Source organism: Capilliphycus salinus ALCB114379 (assembly GCF_047276495.1).
In the GTDB taxonomy this organism is placed as follows: Bacteria; Cyanobacteriota; Cyanobacteriia; order Cyanobacteriales; family Microcoleaceae; genus Capilliphycus; species Capilliphycus salinus.
This window is the reverse complement of sequence record NZ_CP178543.1, coordinates 3,208,655-3,224,599: the sequence shown is the minus strand read 5'-3', so window position 1 is coordinate 3,224,599 and position 15,945 is coordinate 3,208,655. Positions and strand designations below refer to the sequence as shown.

The window sequence follows — 15,945 nt, the reverse complement described above, 5'->3', positions numbered from 1 at the left end:
TTTGAGGGATTGGGGCTTGGGTTCGCCAGTACCCTTTGACTGCGTGAGCAAGTTGATGGCATTTGAGCCGCGAGGCTGGGATGGTGATCGCTTGTTGCTCGCAGCAGATTTTAGCCGTCCGCCGAGTGACAATATACCCTCAGACCCCTTGCGGTTAATGCCGAACGTGTGTCAAGTTAGATTAATCTCCAACTGTAGCGAGTTCCATGCAGACTGAAGCTTTCAGCGAGCTTTTTCCCCTGTTTAAAGGGGCCAATCCCGAGACATTAGAATGGCTCTTGTCCGTGGCGGTTAAGCACGATTATCCTGCCAGTCGTGCCGTCGTGATGGAAGATGCTTGGGGCAATGCGGTTTATTTTATTGTTTCGGGATGGGTGAAGGTCCGACGCTTGTCGGGTGATAATGTGGTAACGTTGGCAATTTTGGGCCGGGGTGATTTTTTTGGAGAAATGGCAATTTTGGATGAATCCCCTCGCTCCAATGATGTGATTGCTTTGTCTCCGGTCCGGTTGATCAGCGTTTCTGCTCAACGATTTATTCAAACGTTATTTAAAGATCCCCAGTTACACCATCGGATGTTACAGTTGATGGTACGCCGCCTCCGTCAAACCAATCAACGCTACCAAATTCGCCACCGTCCCCCGGCTGTGAAGTTAGCCAATACTTTGGTTGAATTGGCGGAAAATTACGGTCAAATTACGGAAAAACGGGCGGATATTTTTAATATTCCTTACCAAGATCTGGCCGATGTGACGGATATTAGCTTGGAAGAAACAAGCAAAATTATGGAAAAATTAAACAGCAAAGGCTGGATCGAAATCGATGATGAAAATCAGACGATGCACTTGATTAATCTCAAACATTTAAGTCATCTCGCTAGCCAATAATCTGTTCCTTCATTACAATAGAGTTTTTAAGTTTATGATTTAATTTCAACCGAATTGTCCCTCGAAAATCACAAATTCAATGACTGAAGCAACTCAATCTCGTCCCCGTCTCGAAGCCGAACAAGCTCCTGTGATGCACTATCGGGTGGGGATGTCTCAACCCCAATCTCATCTGTTTGAAGTTAAATTGTCTGTTCGGGTTGATCAGCAATTGAGGAAATTGGCATCTGGGGTTTTGGATTTAAAAATGCCGGTCTGGACACCGGGTTCTTATTTGGTGCGGGAATATGCTCGACATTTGCAAGAGTTTAAAGCCTACGATCGCACGGGAAAACCCCGAACTTGGCAAAAAGTCAGTAAAAATCATTGGCAGGTCGATCTGAAAAATAGTGATGAATTATTTATAGAATACCGAATTTTTGCCAACGAATTAACGGTTCGCACCAATCATTTAGATCAAACGCACGGATATTTTAATAGTGCGGCTCTATTATTATATATTCCCGGTTGGGAAAAACATCCAATTTGGGTAACAATTGAACCGCCCAAAGATTGGAAAGTTACGACAAGTTTACCCGAAGTTCCCGAGCAAGTCAATACGTTTAAAGCGGTCGATATTGATACCTTAATTGATAGTCCGTTTGAAATTGGAACCCACAATATTTATGAATTTACAGTGCGGGAAAAACCCCATAAATTAGCGATTTGGGGGGAAGGAAACGGAAACAGCGAAAGGTTAATCAAAGATTTTGAAAAAATTATCGAAGAAGAAGCCGAACTGTTTGGAGGTTTACCCTACGAACAGTATTTGTTCTTGCTGCATTTATCGAGTCAAGGCTTTGGAGGATTGGAACACAAAGACAGTTGTTCGTTAAATTATCCTCGGTTTGGCTTGCGGAATGCGGAGAAATATAACCGCTTTATGCAGTTAGTCGCCCACGAATTTTTTCATCTGTGGAACGTGAAGCGAATTCGTCCGAAAGCGTTGGAAGTGTTTAATTATGATGAAGAAAATTATACGCAGTCGTTGTGGTTTTGTGAAGGAACAACCAGCTATTATGATTTGGTCATTCCTTGGCGGGCGGGAATTTTTGATCTGAAAACCTTTTTCAATGAGTTGTCAAAAGATATTACTCGCTTACAAACCATACCGGGGCGCAAAATTCAACCGTTGAGCGAGTCGAGTTGGGATGCTTGGATCAAACTCTATCGCCGGGATTCTAATAGCGATAACTGTCAGATTTCCTATTACTTGAAAGGGGAAGTTGTTTCCTTTTTACTCGATTTGTTGATTCGAGAACGTACCCGCAACCGACGCAGTTTAGATGATGTGATGCGGGGAATGTGGGAGGAGTTTGGACGCGAAGAAATTGGCTACACTCCCGAACAACTTAAACAGGTAATTGAGTCCGTCGCCGAAACCGATTTAACCGACTTTTTTGAGCGATATATTCACGGAACTGACGAGTTACCTTTTAATGAATATTTAGAACCGTTTGGCTTGCGATTAAAAGCAGAAAAACCGGATAATACTCCCTATCTCGGCTTACAAGTTGTTTCCGATGGTAGTCGAGAACTGATAAAATTTGTAGAGGCGGGAAGTCCCGCACAGATGGCGGGAATCGATCCGGATGATGAATTGTTGGCTTTAAATGGCTTCCGGGTGAACGCTCAACAGTTAAGCGATCGCCTGAAAGATTATCAACCCGGTGATACGGTAGAATTGAGCATTTTTCATCAGGATCAGCTACAAAGTTGTTCGGTAACACTCGCTGAACCTCGCCCGAGTAGCTACAAAATTACTTCGGTGAAAGATCCCTCACCGCAAAGTCAAAGAAACTTTTCAGGATGGTTGGGATGTCCTTACCACAAATTGTGAGAAAATGTAATTGATCGAAGCAAAACAGTTGAACAAAATTTGTTTTTGCGGAGATTATTTGTTGTTTCAAACATCATACAATTAAAATCATGTCAATGCAAGCACCCCCTCCACCCCCTATTTCTCCCCGTCAGATGAATTTGTTACGAGTTGTTACGGCGATGGCTTGGGCCGATGGACATTTAGCCCAGGAAGAAGTAACGTTGATGCTTGATGAGTTCAGTCGTTTGTTTGCGGTGGGAACCGAACAGGAACAATTGCAACAAGAATTAACCGAATATTTGATGCAAAATATTCCGTTAGAAGAATTAATTCCCAAGTTGAAAACTCAAGAAGAACGGGAATTAGTGTTAAGATTGGGCTATGAAGTGATTGGGGCGAGCGCTCGGACTCCCAATGAGCCGAATATCAACGAAGAAGAGGCTGCGGCTTACCACAAATTGGTAAAATTGCTCGATTTACCGGAAGATGTTGTTAAGAATATCGAAGCGGAAGTCGAAGCTAAACCCGTTAATAATCGGAATTTAGTGGCTCGGATGACTGAGGAGTTAGGCACCTTTGTCAAGGGTGAAGAATAAGGTGAGATTGGTCTCACGGTTTGAGGAGTTCGCCAGAAAAAAAGGGAAAAATGCGATCGCAAATTCCGGTTTTATTCATCGTTCTAGAACTGGCGAACTCTCTTTTAAGTGACTGGTGTGAGGTTTTTTTTGAATTAACTGATTTCTAAGTAATCAATCTTCGCTTCAGGAAACTGTTACCCAAAAACTCGCTGTAATAATTTTACCATTGCGGTTAAATTGTCCCCAAACTTTATAAGTTCCCGGTTCGGGGAAGTTGGTCATAAAATGCACTTCATCGGGTGGAGTATTTTTGAGCGCATGAGCGTGAATATAGTCTGCTTTGGTTAAAGGATTAGATTGTTTAAAGATGACCAAATGACCTTGTTCACCGAGATAGGGTTTTAAATCGTTAATCGGCTGATTGGTTTTGGCATCTTTGAGGTTGAATTTTAATGTCACTTCCTGATCGGATTTTAGCACAGGTTGGGAAGAAGTTAAAGTGACTTGTGTATCTTCTAAAATTTGACTCATATTTTTATCAATTTTAAGAGATGAAGTTAGTTGAACTCCGGGAAGTTCAGCATTTAAAACCGAAACTTGTTCGGAAATTCCGATAGGTTTGTAGTCGGTAACGAGGGTATAACTTCCGGGTTTGGGAAAGGTGATTTCTACTTTAAATAAACCGTCGCCGTCATATTCGGGGTGAAGATGTTGAAATACGTCTAAATCCTCGCTAACTACAATTAAGTGCATTAGTTTTTCTTGAAACGTCTCAAAATCAGTAATCGTTTTTCCGGTTTTATCTTGGATTTCTATCAAGAACGTCTGCGGTTTATTAACAGCAATTTCGGCGGGTTTTGTTAGTTGTGCTTTCGTTAAACTCGCCGATTCTGAACTATGATTTGAATGGGAATGAGTAGAAGATTGATGATGGTGAGCGCTTGAATGTTCGCCGCTATTATGGTTCATTTGATGGGTTTGTTGTGCTTGAACAGAAGCATCTTTTGAGGAAAAATTAACAGCACAACTTTGGATTAAAGTCAATAATGATGGAACCGCAAAGAGAGAAATTAGAAAACGATTCATAATTTTAAATATTTTGACTCAATTTTCAAGAGTGATAAAGTTGAAAATAACATCACTTTATGAAATCAGAATGAAATTTACTTTTCTTCATTAACGCGAGTCTATAAAGATTGAATTATTTTGATAAGCAACCTCAATAAACCCGCTTCCATTTCATAAAGCTTTAACTGTTTATCGGCTAAAGTTAAACCTTCCGTTCACTTTTTCACCGTTAATATCGCTCAAGATAGCAACTTTATATTCCCCGGTTTCTTCTCCGGGTAAAAAGACTGCATAGTGTTTTCCGGCTTCATCATATTCTAAGTCTAATGCTTTTTGTTCGCCGTTGGGTAACTGAATTTGAGCGATAACTTTTGCACCGGGAACGGCTTCATGGCTGTCCCCAGTTTGTAAGTAAAAATCGATGTGGGTTCCATCCGTTTCGGGTAAAGCAACAAACTCCAAATGATAGGCGCCGGTTTCGACGACTTGACCGCCTTTTTGGGGTGCGGAATGGTCTGCTGAGGCGGTTTCTGCTGAGGCGGTTTCTGCGGTGGGAGATGGGGCTGTTTCGGCGGTGTTTTGAGCGGTTTCAGTGGGATAACAGGCGGTTAAAACGGTTAATCCCAGGCTGCTAATCATAACAATATTGAATAAAAAGCGTTTCATGGTTTGGACTCCTATAATAGTTGGAAAGGCTGTCATGTTTTGCCAAAACTATTGTACATAATTTTAAGCAATAAATCAGAAAAAACAACCAAAATTATTTTATAAAAATGGAAGTTTCATCGGGAGAATAAACATCTTGAATCACGACTGTATCTTTCTTGGTTTTGGGAACCAAATATCGTCCAAATTGGGAATATAAAGCCGGAACAACTAATAGCGTGAGTGCGGTCGAACTAAATAATCCCCCCAACACCACAACGGCTAAAGGTTGCAAAATTTCTTTACCCGTTCCGGTTCCAAAGGCGAGGGGAACCATTCCCAAAGCGGAGGTAAAAGCGGTCATTAAAATTGCCACTAAACGTTCGGTTGAACCGTCGAAAATTACCCGTTTTAGGGGGATTCCTTCGGCAATTTTTTGATTGTAGTTATCGACCAATAATAAACCGTTGCGGGTCGCCACACCAAACAGGGTAATAAACCCAACCATAGACGCCACAGAAAGAACGCCGCCACCCAAAGCAACGGAAAAAATTCCGCCGGTTATTGCTAAAGGTAAATTGAGCATAATCATTAGCATTGCAGAAAAAGATTTAACCGCAAAATACATGAAAATGGCGATAACAACTAAGGCTAAACTCCCAAAAATTAGCAAGTTTTGACTAGCCCGTTCTTCCGACTCAAATTGTCCGCCGTATTGGATAAAGTAACCCGTTGGCGGGTGAACGTTTTGATTAATTTTGGCTTTAATTTCATCAACAACGCTCCCCAAATCTCGGCCGGAAACGTTGGCGGAAACAACAATTAAACGGGAAACATTTTCGCGGTTGATTGTATTGGGTCCGGTTCCGTAGTCAATTTTAGCGACCTGCGCCAGAGGAATTTTAGAACCCGCTGGGGTATCGACCCACAAATTGCGAATGGTATCTAAATTATTGCGATATTCTTCTTGCAACCAGACCACCAAATCAAACAACTGTTGATTTTCTAAAACTTGCGAAACCACGCGACCGTTAAGGGCGGTTTCCACAATTTCCGATAAAGTTCCAACGCTCAAACCGTAACGCGCCGCAGCCGAGCGGTCAAATTTTATTTGTATTTGTTTAATCGGAACTTGCGGTTCTAGCTGCAAATCAACAATTCCCGGAATTTCACTTACTACATCTCGAACTTGGGCGCCAATATTGCGAAGTTCTTGCAAATCGGAACCGTATATTTTAACCGCAATCGCACTTCTAACCCCGGATAAAACCTCATCCATGCGGTGAGAAATAAACCCGCCAATATTCGGCGCGACTCCGGGTAATTTGGCAAATTCTTCGCGGAGGATTTCTATACTTTCTTCCCGATTTTTTAGCCCCAAATCGCTGAGTTCGACATCCAAATGTCCCAACGTTACCCCGCCGGCGTCCGCGTCTCCCGGCGCCCGTCCCGAACGCAGTTGAATTGAGTAAAAATGGGGGTCATCCATCAGCGCATCTTGAATGGCTAAACCCGCCCGATTTGTCATTTCTAAAGAGACGCCGGGATAGAGTACCATTGCGTTAACAAGAGAGCGTTCTTGAAACTCCGGTAAAAACACCCGTCCGAGGGTTGGAAAAAGGGTTAAGGATGCAACAAAAGCCGCAATTGCGGTGAATATAATCACTTTGGGAAACTCAATAGAAAATTTTAAAACGGGTCGATAAAGTTTTTGGGAAAGTCTCGAAATCCAAGTATCATCTTCGGGTAATTGTTGGGATGCGAGTAAGAAGGCGCACAAAGCGGGGGAGAGGGTTAACGCCACAAAAGTTGAGGCGAAAATTGAGATTAAATAGGCGACTCCCATCGGCGCAAAGATGCGACCTTCTACGCCGGTTAACGTAAAAATTGGCGCGAAAACCACCGCAATAATAACGGTTGAAAAAAGGACGCTAACCCGAACTTCTACGGAGGTATCGTAAACAACTTGAAAGGGATGTTTGGGGTTTTCTAATTGTTGATTTTTTCGCAATCCTCGATAACAGTTTTCCATATCAACAATCGAGTCATCCACCACCGAACCAATCGCAACCGCCAACCCCCCCAACGTCATGGTGTTAATCCCCTGACCGAATAAATTCATTATCATTAATCCGATTAACAAAGATAGGGGAATGGCGCTTAAAGTAATGATAGCGGTTCGCCAGTTCATTAAAAATAACAGCAAAATTATCGAAACAATAATAATCCCATCTCTGAGGGAATCCCTAACATTTTCTATCGACGCATCAATAAAGTCTGATTGGCGAAAAGTAACGGTCACTTCCACATCGGAAGGCAAACCGGCCCGCACTTCTTCCATTGCGGATTCAACGGCTTTTGTAACCGTCGGAGTGTCGGCTAAAGGCTGTTTATTTACCATTACAACAACGGCCCTTTTTCCGTTCAAACTCCCGTCTCCCCGCTTCAAAGCTTCGCCGATTTTTACCTCGGCAACATCCCGCAATAAAACGGGCGTACCCTGGCGGGCGGTAATCGCGGATTGTTCTAAATCTTTGAGCGATTCTATGCGTCCAATTCCCCGAATTAATAACTCTTTATCGGGGCTAATTAAAAACCCTCCGGCCGCGTTGGTATTGGCGGCTTCTGCGGCAGCCGTCACGTCTTCTAAGGAGACATCAAAAGCCTGTAATTTTGACGGATTAACTAATACTTGATACTGGCGAACGTCTCCCCCGTAAGCAATCACTTGAGTCACGCCGGGAACGGCTAACAAACGGTTGGTAATGTCTTTATCTACCAGCCTTCGCACGTCCATTAACGTTGTTTTTCCGCCGGATTCTACGGTAAAAGCGTACTGAATAATCGTACCGATGGGCGAAGAAATGGGAGAAATTTGGGGCGTTTCTGCGCCGTCGGGTAACTGTTCCGAAGCTTGTTGTAAACGTTCGGTAATCAGTTGGCGGGCGAGATAAATATTTGTTCCCCAATTAAAGGTTACTTTTACCACCGAAAGTCCCACCGCAGAAGCCGAACGAACGGTTTCCAAACCGGGGGTACCGTTGACGGCGCTTTCTATCGGTAAAGTCACCAAAGATTCAACTTCTTCGGGTGCCAATCCCGGCGCTTCGGTTTGAATTTCGACTTGGGGGGGTGCGAAGTTTGGAAACACGTCCAAAGGCATTTTAGAAACGGTATGAATGCCCAAAACTGTCACGATAATTGCACCGATGACCACCAACCAGCGTTGAGCTATCGACCATTTTAAAATGTTATCTAGCATAAGTCAAGCGTCAAAAGTTTGCCGTGAATTTAATCTAAATTGTTTCGTCTAAGTTAACCAAAGAGTCGATAACTTCCGGCCGTTTTTCCGGTGTATTTTGGCTGCGACGCCCCAACCAAAACGCCCCGGAAGCAATCGCCCCAAACGCCGGAAAAACCAACCATCCGGGTACGCTTTGCGGCATTTCTATTCCCATCATTTGGGGTTGAACTGATGACTGTTCGCCGTGGGTTTCATCCTCATGTTTATCTGCGGTTTTAGTTCCCCCCCGCAGGGATTGAGCGTAAAGTTGAATCGCGCCTTCGGTAACGATTTTATCGCCTTCAAATAAACCTTGAACAATCTCAACTTTATCCGCAAACTGTTGTCCGAGCGTCACTTCTACGGGGGTAAAATCCTGGCCGTTCTGCACGTAAACTAAGGTTGTACCGTTCGCTTCTACAATTGCATTTTCGGGAATAGACAGAACAGAATTAGCGGTTTTTTCGGTGATTAATTCCAACTCGGCAAACATTCCCGGCTTGAGTAAATTCTCGGTATTTTCTAACTCGGCTCGAACGGGAATCGCCCGGGTTTCCCCTTCAACGAGGGGCGAAATTTGAGCGATGCGACCCTCAAAAATTTGATTGGGTAAACTATTAACTTTGAGCCTCACTTTCTGACCCAAACGCACTTGAGCAACGTCTTTTTCATACAGGTTCGCCGTCGCCCAAACTTGGCTATTATCTTGAACGGTCATTAACGGCAAACCCGCAGCATCAACCGATTGACCTAACGTGATTTCCCGATGGCTAACCACCCCAGAAATAGGTGCAGTAATGATAACTTTGCCTTCGTTATTGCCGTTGGTTCCTAACTGTTGAAGTCGGGTTTCATAGGTGGTTTGGCTCAAATTTAGATTGGATTTTGCGGCTTCGAGTTCGGCTTCTGCGCGTTTGAGTTCGGCTTCGGCTTCCAAAACTTCCCGTTTTTGGTTCGCCCGAATTAACTGCGCTTGGGCTTCCGCGAGTAACGCTTCCGACTCCCGCAAGTCGCGCACGGGTAAATCTATTTCTGCTTGTTTGACTTCCGTTTCTGCGCTCAAAACATCCCGGCGACTTTGAGCGCGTGCGAGCGCTGTTTTGGCGTTGGCCAACCGTTCTTTTGACTCTAAAAAGTTGCGTCGGGGTAACGCACCCGCACCCGTTAATTCTTCATCCCGTTGATAGTTTTCTAGGGCGACTTCCAAAGCGGTTTCTGCTTCTTGAATTTCCGCTTCGGCGATTTCAATTTGACGCTGATAATTTTCTCGCGTCACCCCAACAACGGCGCCCGTTTCGACTATCGCTTTATCTCGTTCGTAGCGGAGTTTAGCGGCTTTTAATTGATTATTTGCTTGTTCTATTTCGGCGTCGGCGATATTTTTTTGGCGCTGATAATTTTGTTGGGCGAGTTCTAAATTGGCTTCGGCTTGTTTGAGGTGCGCTTCGGCTTCGGCTTGATTTTGTAACGCTTCTACTCGCAGTGAAACTAACTCGGGACTCGACAAAACGGCGACCACTTCCCCTTTTGTAACTGTCTCTCCGGGTTCAACTAATAATTCTATTACTTTTCCCGCCAAGGGTGAAGTAATTTCTACTGTTTTTCGGGGTAAAGTTTCAATTTGACCGGTGGTTTTTATCCCGATATCCATGAAGTTTTTTGTCACGGGTTCGACCCGAATTCCTAAGCGCTGAAGGGTTTGATTATCGACCGTAATTCCGCTTGGAACTGTGGCTTCTGACTCGCTATGAAATTCGTCTCCGTGTCCGGCGTGGGCGAAAACGGGCGTTGGACTCATTAATAAAATCAGACTGAGAAGCACTCCAGAAGATTTCAAAAATGATAGGGAATAAAAGGGCTGGTTCATCATATTCGCCTAGTTCATAACGGTAAAATATCAACAGTAAAATCTGCTTGGGCGCCGACCCTGGCAGAATTTAAAAATATGGCTTGAGTATTGCACAGAAAAATGAAATGAGGATGAAATTTCTCTCTCCTGAGTAATAGCCTTTACTCTCTCCTCGGTTAGATGCGATTGCAGAGCTAACTGTCTATGGTGAGATTAGAGCTTTCGATTTTTCCAAGCAACACCTGTATCAAGTATGCTCTATATCTTTTAAGGTTGTTCAGGAACACCATTAAAATTGTCTCGAATATAGGCTAATTTATCAAAATTTATTTTGAACACCAGGATAAAATAATGAATATCAGTTGGACGCATATACATCTTATTCTAAATCATTTTCCGATTGTCGGGATGATTTTTGGTTTTTTACTGCTAATCTATGCTTGGCTCAAAAAAAGTGAAGATTTGCACCAAGCAAGTTACTGGACTTTTATTACTATTGCTTTAATTAGCATAGCTGTTTTTTATTCGGGCAATCAAGCCGCAGCAACGGTTCAGAATTTACCCAATGTAACGGGTGCTTTAATTCACGAACACAATCAAGTCGCCAAACAAGCTTTAATCGCTTTGGAAATATTAGGATCGATGAGTTTGCTGGGTTTGCTGTTGTTTTCGGGCGATAAAAAAAGACCCTCTTGGTTTTCTATCACCCTATTAACCGTTACATTAATTGGGGTGGTGTTGGTGTCGTGGACGGGATTTCAAGGCGGAATAATTCGGCATACGGAGGTTAGGGATGAAATGCAGTTTTTGCTTCCCGAAAAAACAGAATCTCACGGTCACGGAGAATCGGGTAACGGACATTCCCACGAATAGGCGATGAATTTAATTACGTTTTTAACGGCAATTTGACGGTGAAAATGCTCCCTTTTCCGGTTTGACTTTCGACTTCAATTGTACCCTGATGAGCTTGAATAATTGCCCGCACAATTGCCAATCCCAAACCCGATCCCCCAGTCGTTCGAGAGCGGTCGCTATTAATTCGATAAAATCTATCAAAAATTTTGCTTTGTTCTTCCGGAGGAATTCCAATTCCGGTATCTTTTACTTGAATTATAGCAGAATTTAAACTACTTTCTAAAAGAATTGTAATTTTTCCACTGGGTAAAGTATATTGTATTGCATTAATTGCCAAATTAAAAATTACCCGATAAAGTTGGGCTTCGTTTCCTTTAACGATAACCGATTTTTTTACCCGTATTTCTGTTGTTAGGGTAACTTGAGACTGAATGGCTAAAGCGGCGAGTTCTTCTTCGGTATCGGCAATTAAATCATTAATACAGCAGGGATTCTGAGAAGCTGATATTCTGTTTTGTTCCAGGCGAGACAGCCACAACAAATCCTGTACCAATTCAGACAGGCGACTATTTTGACGCTCGACAACTTCTAGGGTTTCTCGGGCTTGATTTTCGCTCAAATTTTCCTGATTTAAAGTGGTTTCTACGGTGGCTCGAATCGCCGCTAAAGGGGTTCGTAATTCGTGGGCGGCATCGGCTGTAAATTGTTGAATTTGTTGGTAAGATTTATAAATAGGCTGCATGGCAATTTCGGCTAATTTCCAACTGGCGATCGCTACACCAATTAAACTTAAAGGCAACCCCAAACCCATAATTAAACGAACATTCGCCAAATATTGATCGAAATCTTGTAGAGAGCGCCCCAATTGCAACCGCCCCCAAATTTGATTATTCCGGGTATGTAATGAAGTCGAATAAAATAAGTAGCGATTTCCCCGACGGTCTTGTAAAGTTTGCCAAGGTTCAGAAGTGAAATTTAACGGTAAGTTTGGCAATGCCGAACCGGATACGGCGATTAAATTTTCCGAAGAATCTAACAGTCGAATCGAGTAATAATTTCGACTTAAAATTTTATATTGATGGAGGGGATACGGATAAAAATGGCTGTGATTAACCGGAGTTGATTCCGCATTATTTTGACAATCATTTTCCGGTTCAATTACACATAAATCCGGTAAAATCCGCCAAACATCCGGCTCAAATTGTTCGGGAGTTTTTAAGACCGTTTCTAGGCTATCATGTAACGTTCCGGCGACGGCTTCTATTTCGCGATCAACGGTGATTTTATGGGCGTGAACGATGGCTTCATACACTCCCAAACCCGATAAACTTAACAGAATTCCCATCACTCCCGCATACCAACTCGCGAGACGCCAACGGGTTTGTTGAAAGAGTTGATTTTGTTTCATGTTTTGGGGATAGAAAACCGATATCCGAGTCCGTAAACCGTTTCAATATAACGATCACATCCAATTTCTGCAAGTTTGCGACGCAGCAAGCGAATTTGAGCCGCAACCACATTACTTTCCGGTTCCGAACCCACTTCCCAAAGTTGATTTAACAGGCGATCGCGAGTAATAATCTGTTCGGGATGTCGCAGAAAATGATCGAGCAATTGAAACTCTTTATTCGTCAGGTTAAGGGTTTGAATCTTGCCATTTTGCTCTTGACAAGATAGGGTATAAAGGCGATAATCAAGAATAAGATTTCCGACTTTTAATTGTTCGGATTTTAACTGGGGCGATCGCCGTAACAAGGCTCTCAATCTTGCCAATAACTCTCCCATTCCAAAGGGTTTAACGAGATAATCATCCGCACCCGCATCTAAACCCAAAATTTTATCGGCTTCTGTATCTTTGGCGGTGAGCATCAAAACGGGAATAGAACTTCCTTTTTGTCGCAACATCTGACAAAGTTGAAGCCCCGAAATTCCGGGGAGCAACCAATCAAATATGGTGAGGGTATAATCGGTCCATTGACTGTCGAGATAAACGCACGCTTCTTCACCATTCATTACCCAGTCAACAATATAACTGTTTTGAGTTAACGTGCGTTTAATGGCTGCACCTAAATCCGGTTCATCTTCTACAAGTAAAATTTTCATATATATTGTTAATCAAGGATAATTAGACATCTACTTTCATGTATTATAGTATTATTCTCGTCTCTGACCTTGTTTAACCCCTCGCGAGTGAGTCATAACCAACAAAAATGTCTACTTCAACGGATGATATTAGAAAACAAGCTCATCAAGGAAATATAGTCGCCCTTGTTCAAGTTCTCAACTCCCAACTCGCAGAAAGGGGAATAAAAACGCGAGGAATATTTGTCGATGGCGTGCTACAACTGTTGTGTGAAGCGACGCAACCCGAACAGCTTGAACGCTGGACTCTTGTACCCCAAATTGAGAATATTTTAGAATCTATTTCCCCTCGAAATATCCAGCGAGTGAGAATTAATAGCCGTATTTTACAAAACCAACAACTGCTTTGGTTTGAAGAAATTAACCGCAACCCGAATACTCAACTGCTGTGGTCTGAAGATATTATACTCAAAAAACCGCCCCTCCCGCAACAAATTCTCGGGATGATTCAAGACAGCAAAATGTCCGCCCAAACTTGGCAAAACCCGAGAATAGACGCGACAAATGACCCCGATCAAAATCAACAATTTAATCGGGGATTAGTGGGCGGAATGGCGGTCAGTTTGGCGGCGTTATTAGTCAGTTTCGGCGTCTATCAATGGCTGAGTTTACAAAATTCCAGCCCCGAAGACATCTCATCCATTCCCGCAGAAACACCGACGCCAATACCAACCCCCGGAAACGAACTAAGCGATCAAGAAAAATTCTCTCAAGCCGTTCGACTCGCCCAACAAGCCGTAGCCGCAGGAGAAGTGGCACAAACCGATCAAGAATGGTCAGAAATTGCAGAAACCTGGGAGGAAGCCGCAGAATTAATGGAAGGAGTTTCCGCCGAATTTTCCCGCTATGCTACCGCTCAAAATCGAGCTTCTCTTTATCGTCGAAATCAGGAAGTTGCACGGGAAGAAGCCGGAAAACAAAGCGAATTTTCTCCCTATTAATTGGCCGCAACTCTTTGCTGTACAACTTCAACAACACTATTACTAACCGCTTGAGGAATGCGAGTATATTCTAAACCTTGATTGAACCCCTGACCTTCACTCATCACCCAACCGACCATCTTTTTAACCGCCTCTGCTTTTTGGGGATTATCATAATTTTGTTTAACCAGCATCCAAGTAATTCCCACAATGGGATAACCTTGTTCTGGATCTTGTAAATTTGAAGCGCGAAAATCGTTCAAAAACCGCACAGTTTCCAGCGCTTTATTTGTTTCTTCAAACGTCGGCGCGACAAATTGACCCGCTAAATTTTCCAGTTGGGCAGTTGGGAGATTATTTTGACGGGCGAAGGTATCTTGAACGTAGCCAATGGCGCCGGTCGTTTGTTTAACTTGGTTGGCAACTCCCGCATTTTGGGCGCCTTTGAGGGGATTTCCGGGCCAATTGGGAAGGGGAGAAACGTTAACGGTTTTTTGAAACTGGGGACTGGTGGCGCTGAGGTGGCGGGTGAAAATATAGGTTGTACCGCTTCCATCTTCGCGCACAACGGGCTTAATCGGCAAATTTGGCAAATTCGCCCCCGGATTGGCTTTGGCGATTTTGGGGTCATTCCACTGGGTGATTTTTCCCATGAAAATATCGGCTACCGCAGATCGGGGAAGTTTCAACTCGGAGACACCCGGAAGGTTAAAAACAACGGCGACGGCGCCCCCGGCGGTGGGAACTTGCACGACTCCTTTTGACATTTTATCGATTTGGGACTGGTCTGGAGGGGCGTCTGTGCCGGCAAAATCAACGGTATTGGCGATAAATTGTTGAATTCCGGCGCCGCTTCCAACGGCATCATAACTAACAGTAATCCCCGTATCTTTGTTAAATTCCTCAAAATAACGTTTGTACAAGGGTGCGGGAAAAGAGGCGCCGGCACCTTTGAGAGAAACCGCAATGGCTTGACCCATTGTACCGAATGAAAGCGCAACCGCGGCTACCGAAGCGCTTAGGGTTCGTTGCCAAGTCGATTTGAGAGTAATCATGGCGAATACCTCTACTTTTAAATAGAAATTTCTAGAAAGATAGGGTAACTATATCAAAGTTTTTGATAGGATTTTTCTAGTGTTTAAATTTTTTAAACTTTTCCGGTCAATGCTTGTCTCTGCGTACCCAATCTTTAAAGAAGTTAATCTGGCGATCGCCTAAATTAACCTGGTGTTAAACTGGTCTTAACTAAAGAAACAATCTTGAGTGAGGTTGAGTTTAGTCTTGTGAAACCGTTGTTTAAAATTAATCCTAAAATTGGGTTGTATTTTTTGACCTTGTTATTCGGCTATACGGGTGTGGGCTGGATTTTTACGGCGTTTGGGGCGTCTTGGGGGGTTTGGTTGGGAACAATTGCGGTAATTTTGCATTTATCAACCGCAGGAATTGAAGCGATTTTACTGGCGAATGCTTGGGTTTTGGGGGTGGTATTTACTGCGGTACTCCGAAAAACCTGGCCGATATTTTTAGGGGGTTATCTTCCGAAAAAAAATGCTCCGTTGTGGGCTATTCTTATGATTTTACTCTGGTTTTTCGCTATTTTATTTATTGTTATTCTGGGTTTAACTCGTCAAAAGTTACAGAGAATGGGTTGGAATGACAAACAAGCTTGTTTGAGTTTAGTTGCTGTAACGGGAACAGCTTTCAGTCTGGGATGGATGGTTTTTCAACTCTCTTTTCCCTAGTCAATCCCCCCCTGGGTAAAAATCACGAATCAATCTAACAATCGCGATCGCATCTTCTGGGTCGGTTTTAGTTAATGCGATTCACGAGCGACTTTTAGATCTTTACAGGTTAAAA

13 protein-coding genes are annotated in these 15,945 nt (G+C 43.3%); 6 read left to right on the top strand and 7 right to left on the bottom strand.

What is annotated here, in order from left to right:
- The first annotated feature begins 206 nt into the window (after window positions 1-206).
- The 3 genes from ACL6C3_RS13270 (at window position 207) to ACL6C3_RS13260 (ending at window position 3,344) form a co-directional block, all read left to right on the top strand.
- Window positions 207-887, top strand: a complete 681-nt coding sequence (locus ACL6C3_RS13270; protein ID WP_413167641.1) for a Crp/Fnr family transcriptional regulator — start codon at window positions 207-209, stop codon at window positions 885-887.
- A gap of 79 nt (window positions 888-966) precedes the next feature.
- Window positions 967-2,766, top strand: a complete 1,800-nt coding sequence (locus tag ACL6C3_RS13265; RefSeq protein WP_413167639.1) for a M61 family metallopeptidase — start codon at window positions 967-969, stop codon at window positions 2,764-2,766.
- A gap of 95 nt (window positions 2,767-2,861) precedes the next feature.
- Window positions 2,862-3,344, top strand: coding sequence for a TerB family tellurite resistance protein (locus ACL6C3_RS13260; RefSeq protein ID WP_413168319.1), 483 nt, complete (start codon window positions 2,862-2,864; stop codon window positions 3,342-3,344).
- A 165-nt stretch (window positions 3,345-3,509) separates the two neighbouring features.
- On the opposite strand, the gene ACL6C3_RS13255 is transcribed toward ACL6C3_RS13260, so the two are convergent.
- From ACL6C3_RS13255 to ACL6C3_RS13240, 4 genes are all read right to left on the bottom strand, one after another.
- Window positions 3,510-4,412 (bottom strand): hypothetical protein, encoded by a 903-nt coding sequence (locus ACL6C3_RS13255; protein WP_413167637.1) that lies wholly within the window; start codon window positions 4,410-4,412, stop codon window positions 3,510-3,512.
- Window positions 4,413-4,583: 171 nt separating this feature from the next.
- Window positions 4,584-5,060 carry a hypothetical protein gene (locus tag ACL6C3_RS13250; RefSeq protein WP_413167636.1) on the bottom strand — a complete coding sequence of 159 codons (477 nt, stop codon included), beginning with the start codon at window positions 5,058-5,060 and terminating at the stop codon, window positions 4,584-4,586.
- Between the two features lie 94 nt (window positions 5,061-5,154).
- A complete protein-coding gene (locus ACL6C3_RS13245) occupies window positions 5,155-8,301 on the bottom strand; it encodes an efflux RND transporter permease subunit (protein ID WP_413167635.1) in 3,147 nt (1,048 codons plus the stop codon).
- A gap of 34 nt (window positions 8,302-8,335) precedes the next feature.
- Window positions 8,336-10,192, bottom strand: coding sequence for an efflux RND transporter periplasmic adaptor subunit (locus tag ACL6C3_RS13240; protein WP_413167634.1), 1,857 nt, complete (start codon window positions 10,190-10,192; stop codon window positions 8,336-8,338).
- Window positions 10,193-10,522: 330 nt separating this feature from the next.
- Between ACL6C3_RS13240 and ACL6C3_RS13235 the strand changes: the two genes are divergently transcribed.
- On the top strand, window positions 10,523-11,044 hold the full coding sequence (locus tag ACL6C3_RS13235; RefSeq protein WP_413167633.1) for a hypothetical protein: 522 nt from the start codon (window positions 10,523-10,525) through the stop codon (window positions 11,042-11,044).
- Between the two features lie 13 nt (window positions 11,045-11,057).
- Here the strand turns inward: ACL6C3_RS13235 and rppB are convergent, their stop codons facing one another.
- Window positions 11,058-12,434 carry a two-component system sensor histidine kinase RppB gene (gene rppB, locus ACL6C3_RS13230; RefSeq protein WP_413167631.1) on the bottom strand — a complete coding sequence of 459 codons (1,377 nt, stop codon included), beginning with the start codon at window positions 12,432-12,434 and terminating at the stop codon, window positions 11,058-11,060.
- The gene (gene rppA / locus ACL6C3_RS13225) at window positions 12,431-13,129 is read right to left on the bottom strand and encodes a two-component system response regulator RppA (RefSeq protein ID WP_413167630.1); all 699 of its coding nucleotides are present in this window, start codon (window positions 13,127-13,129) and stop codon (window positions 12,431-12,433) included. Before rppA ends, rppB begins: the two co-directional genes overlap by 4 nt.
- Window positions 13,130-13,236: 107 nt before the next feature.
- Here rppA and ACL6C3_RS13220 point away from each other — a divergent pair, with 107 nt between their 5' ends.
- Window positions 13,237-14,109: a hypothetical protein gene (locus ACL6C3_RS13220; protein WP_413167629.1), complete on the top strand. Its 873-nt coding sequence runs from the start codon at window positions 13,237-13,239 to the stop codon at window positions 14,107-14,109.
- Here the strand turns inward: ACL6C3_RS13220 and pstS are convergent.
- Window positions 14,106-15,143 carry a phosphate ABC transporter substrate-binding protein PstS gene (pstS, locus tag ACL6C3_RS13215; protein ID WP_413167628.1) on the bottom strand — a complete coding sequence of 346 codons (1,038 nt, stop codon included), beginning with the start codon at window positions 15,141-15,143 and terminating at the stop codon, window positions 14,106-14,108. The genes ACL6C3_RS13220 and pstS overlap by 4 nt on opposite strands.
- Window positions 15,144-15,371: 228 nt before the next feature.
- On the opposite strand from pstS, the gene ACL6C3_RS13210 reads away from it, so the two are divergent.
- Window positions 15,372-15,830 carry a hypothetical protein gene (locus ACL6C3_RS13210; protein ID WP_413167627.1) on the top strand — a complete coding sequence of 153 codons (459 nt, stop codon included), beginning with the start codon at window positions 15,372-15,374 and terminating at the stop codon, window positions 15,828-15,830.
- The last annotated feature ends 115 nt before the right edge of the window (window positions 15,831-15,945 follow it).

Bases quoted from the DNA above. Each gene is read 5' to 3' on its own strand.
- ACL6C3_RS13255 (WP_413167637.1), bottom strand. From the start codon at position 4,412: ATGAATCGTTTTCTAATTTCTCTCTTTGCGGTTCCATCATTATTGACT.
- rppA (WP_413167630.1), bottom strand. From the start codon at position 13,129: ATGAAAATTTTACTTGTAGAAGATGAACCGGATTTAGGTGCAGCCATT.
- ACL6C3_RS13220 (WP_413167629.1), top strand. From the start codon at position 13,237: ATGTCTACTTCAACGGATGATATTAGAAAACAAGCTCATCAAGGAAAT.
- ACL6C3_RS13260 (WP_413168319.1), top strand. From the start codon at position 2,862: ATGCAAGCACCCCCTCCACCCCCTATTTCTCCCCGTCAGATGAATTTG.
- ACL6C3_RS13250 (WP_413167636.1), bottom strand. From the start codon at position 5,060: ATGAAACGCTTTTTATTCAATATTGTTATGATTAGCAGCCTGGGATTA.
- ACL6C3_RS13235 (WP_413167633.1), top strand. From the start codon at position 10,523: ATGAATATCAGTTGGACGCATATACATCTTATTCTAAATCATTTTCCG.
- ACL6C3_RS13240 (WP_413167634.1), bottom strand. From the start codon at position 10,192: ATGATGAACCAGCCCTTTTATTCCCTATCATTTTTGAAATCTTCTGGA.
- pstS (WP_413167628.1), bottom strand. From the start codon at position 15,143: ATGATTACTCTCAAATCGACTTGGCAACGAACCCTAAGCGCTTCGGTA.
- rppB (WP_413167631.1), bottom strand. From the start codon at position 12,434: ATGAAACAAAATCAACTCTTTCAACAAACCCGTTGGCGTCTCGCGAGT.
- ACL6C3_RS13270 (WP_413167641.1), top strand. From the start codon at position 207: ATGCAGACTGAAGCTTTCAGCGAGCTTTTTCCCCTGTTTAAAGGGGCC.
- ACL6C3_RS13245 (WP_413167635.1), bottom strand. From the start codon at position 8,301: ATGCTAGATAACATTTTAAAATGGTCGATAGCTCAACGCTGGTTGGTG.
- ACL6C3_RS13265 (WP_413167639.1), top strand. From the start codon at position 967: ATGACTGAAGCAACTCAATCTCGTCCCCGTCTCGAAGCCGAACAAGCT.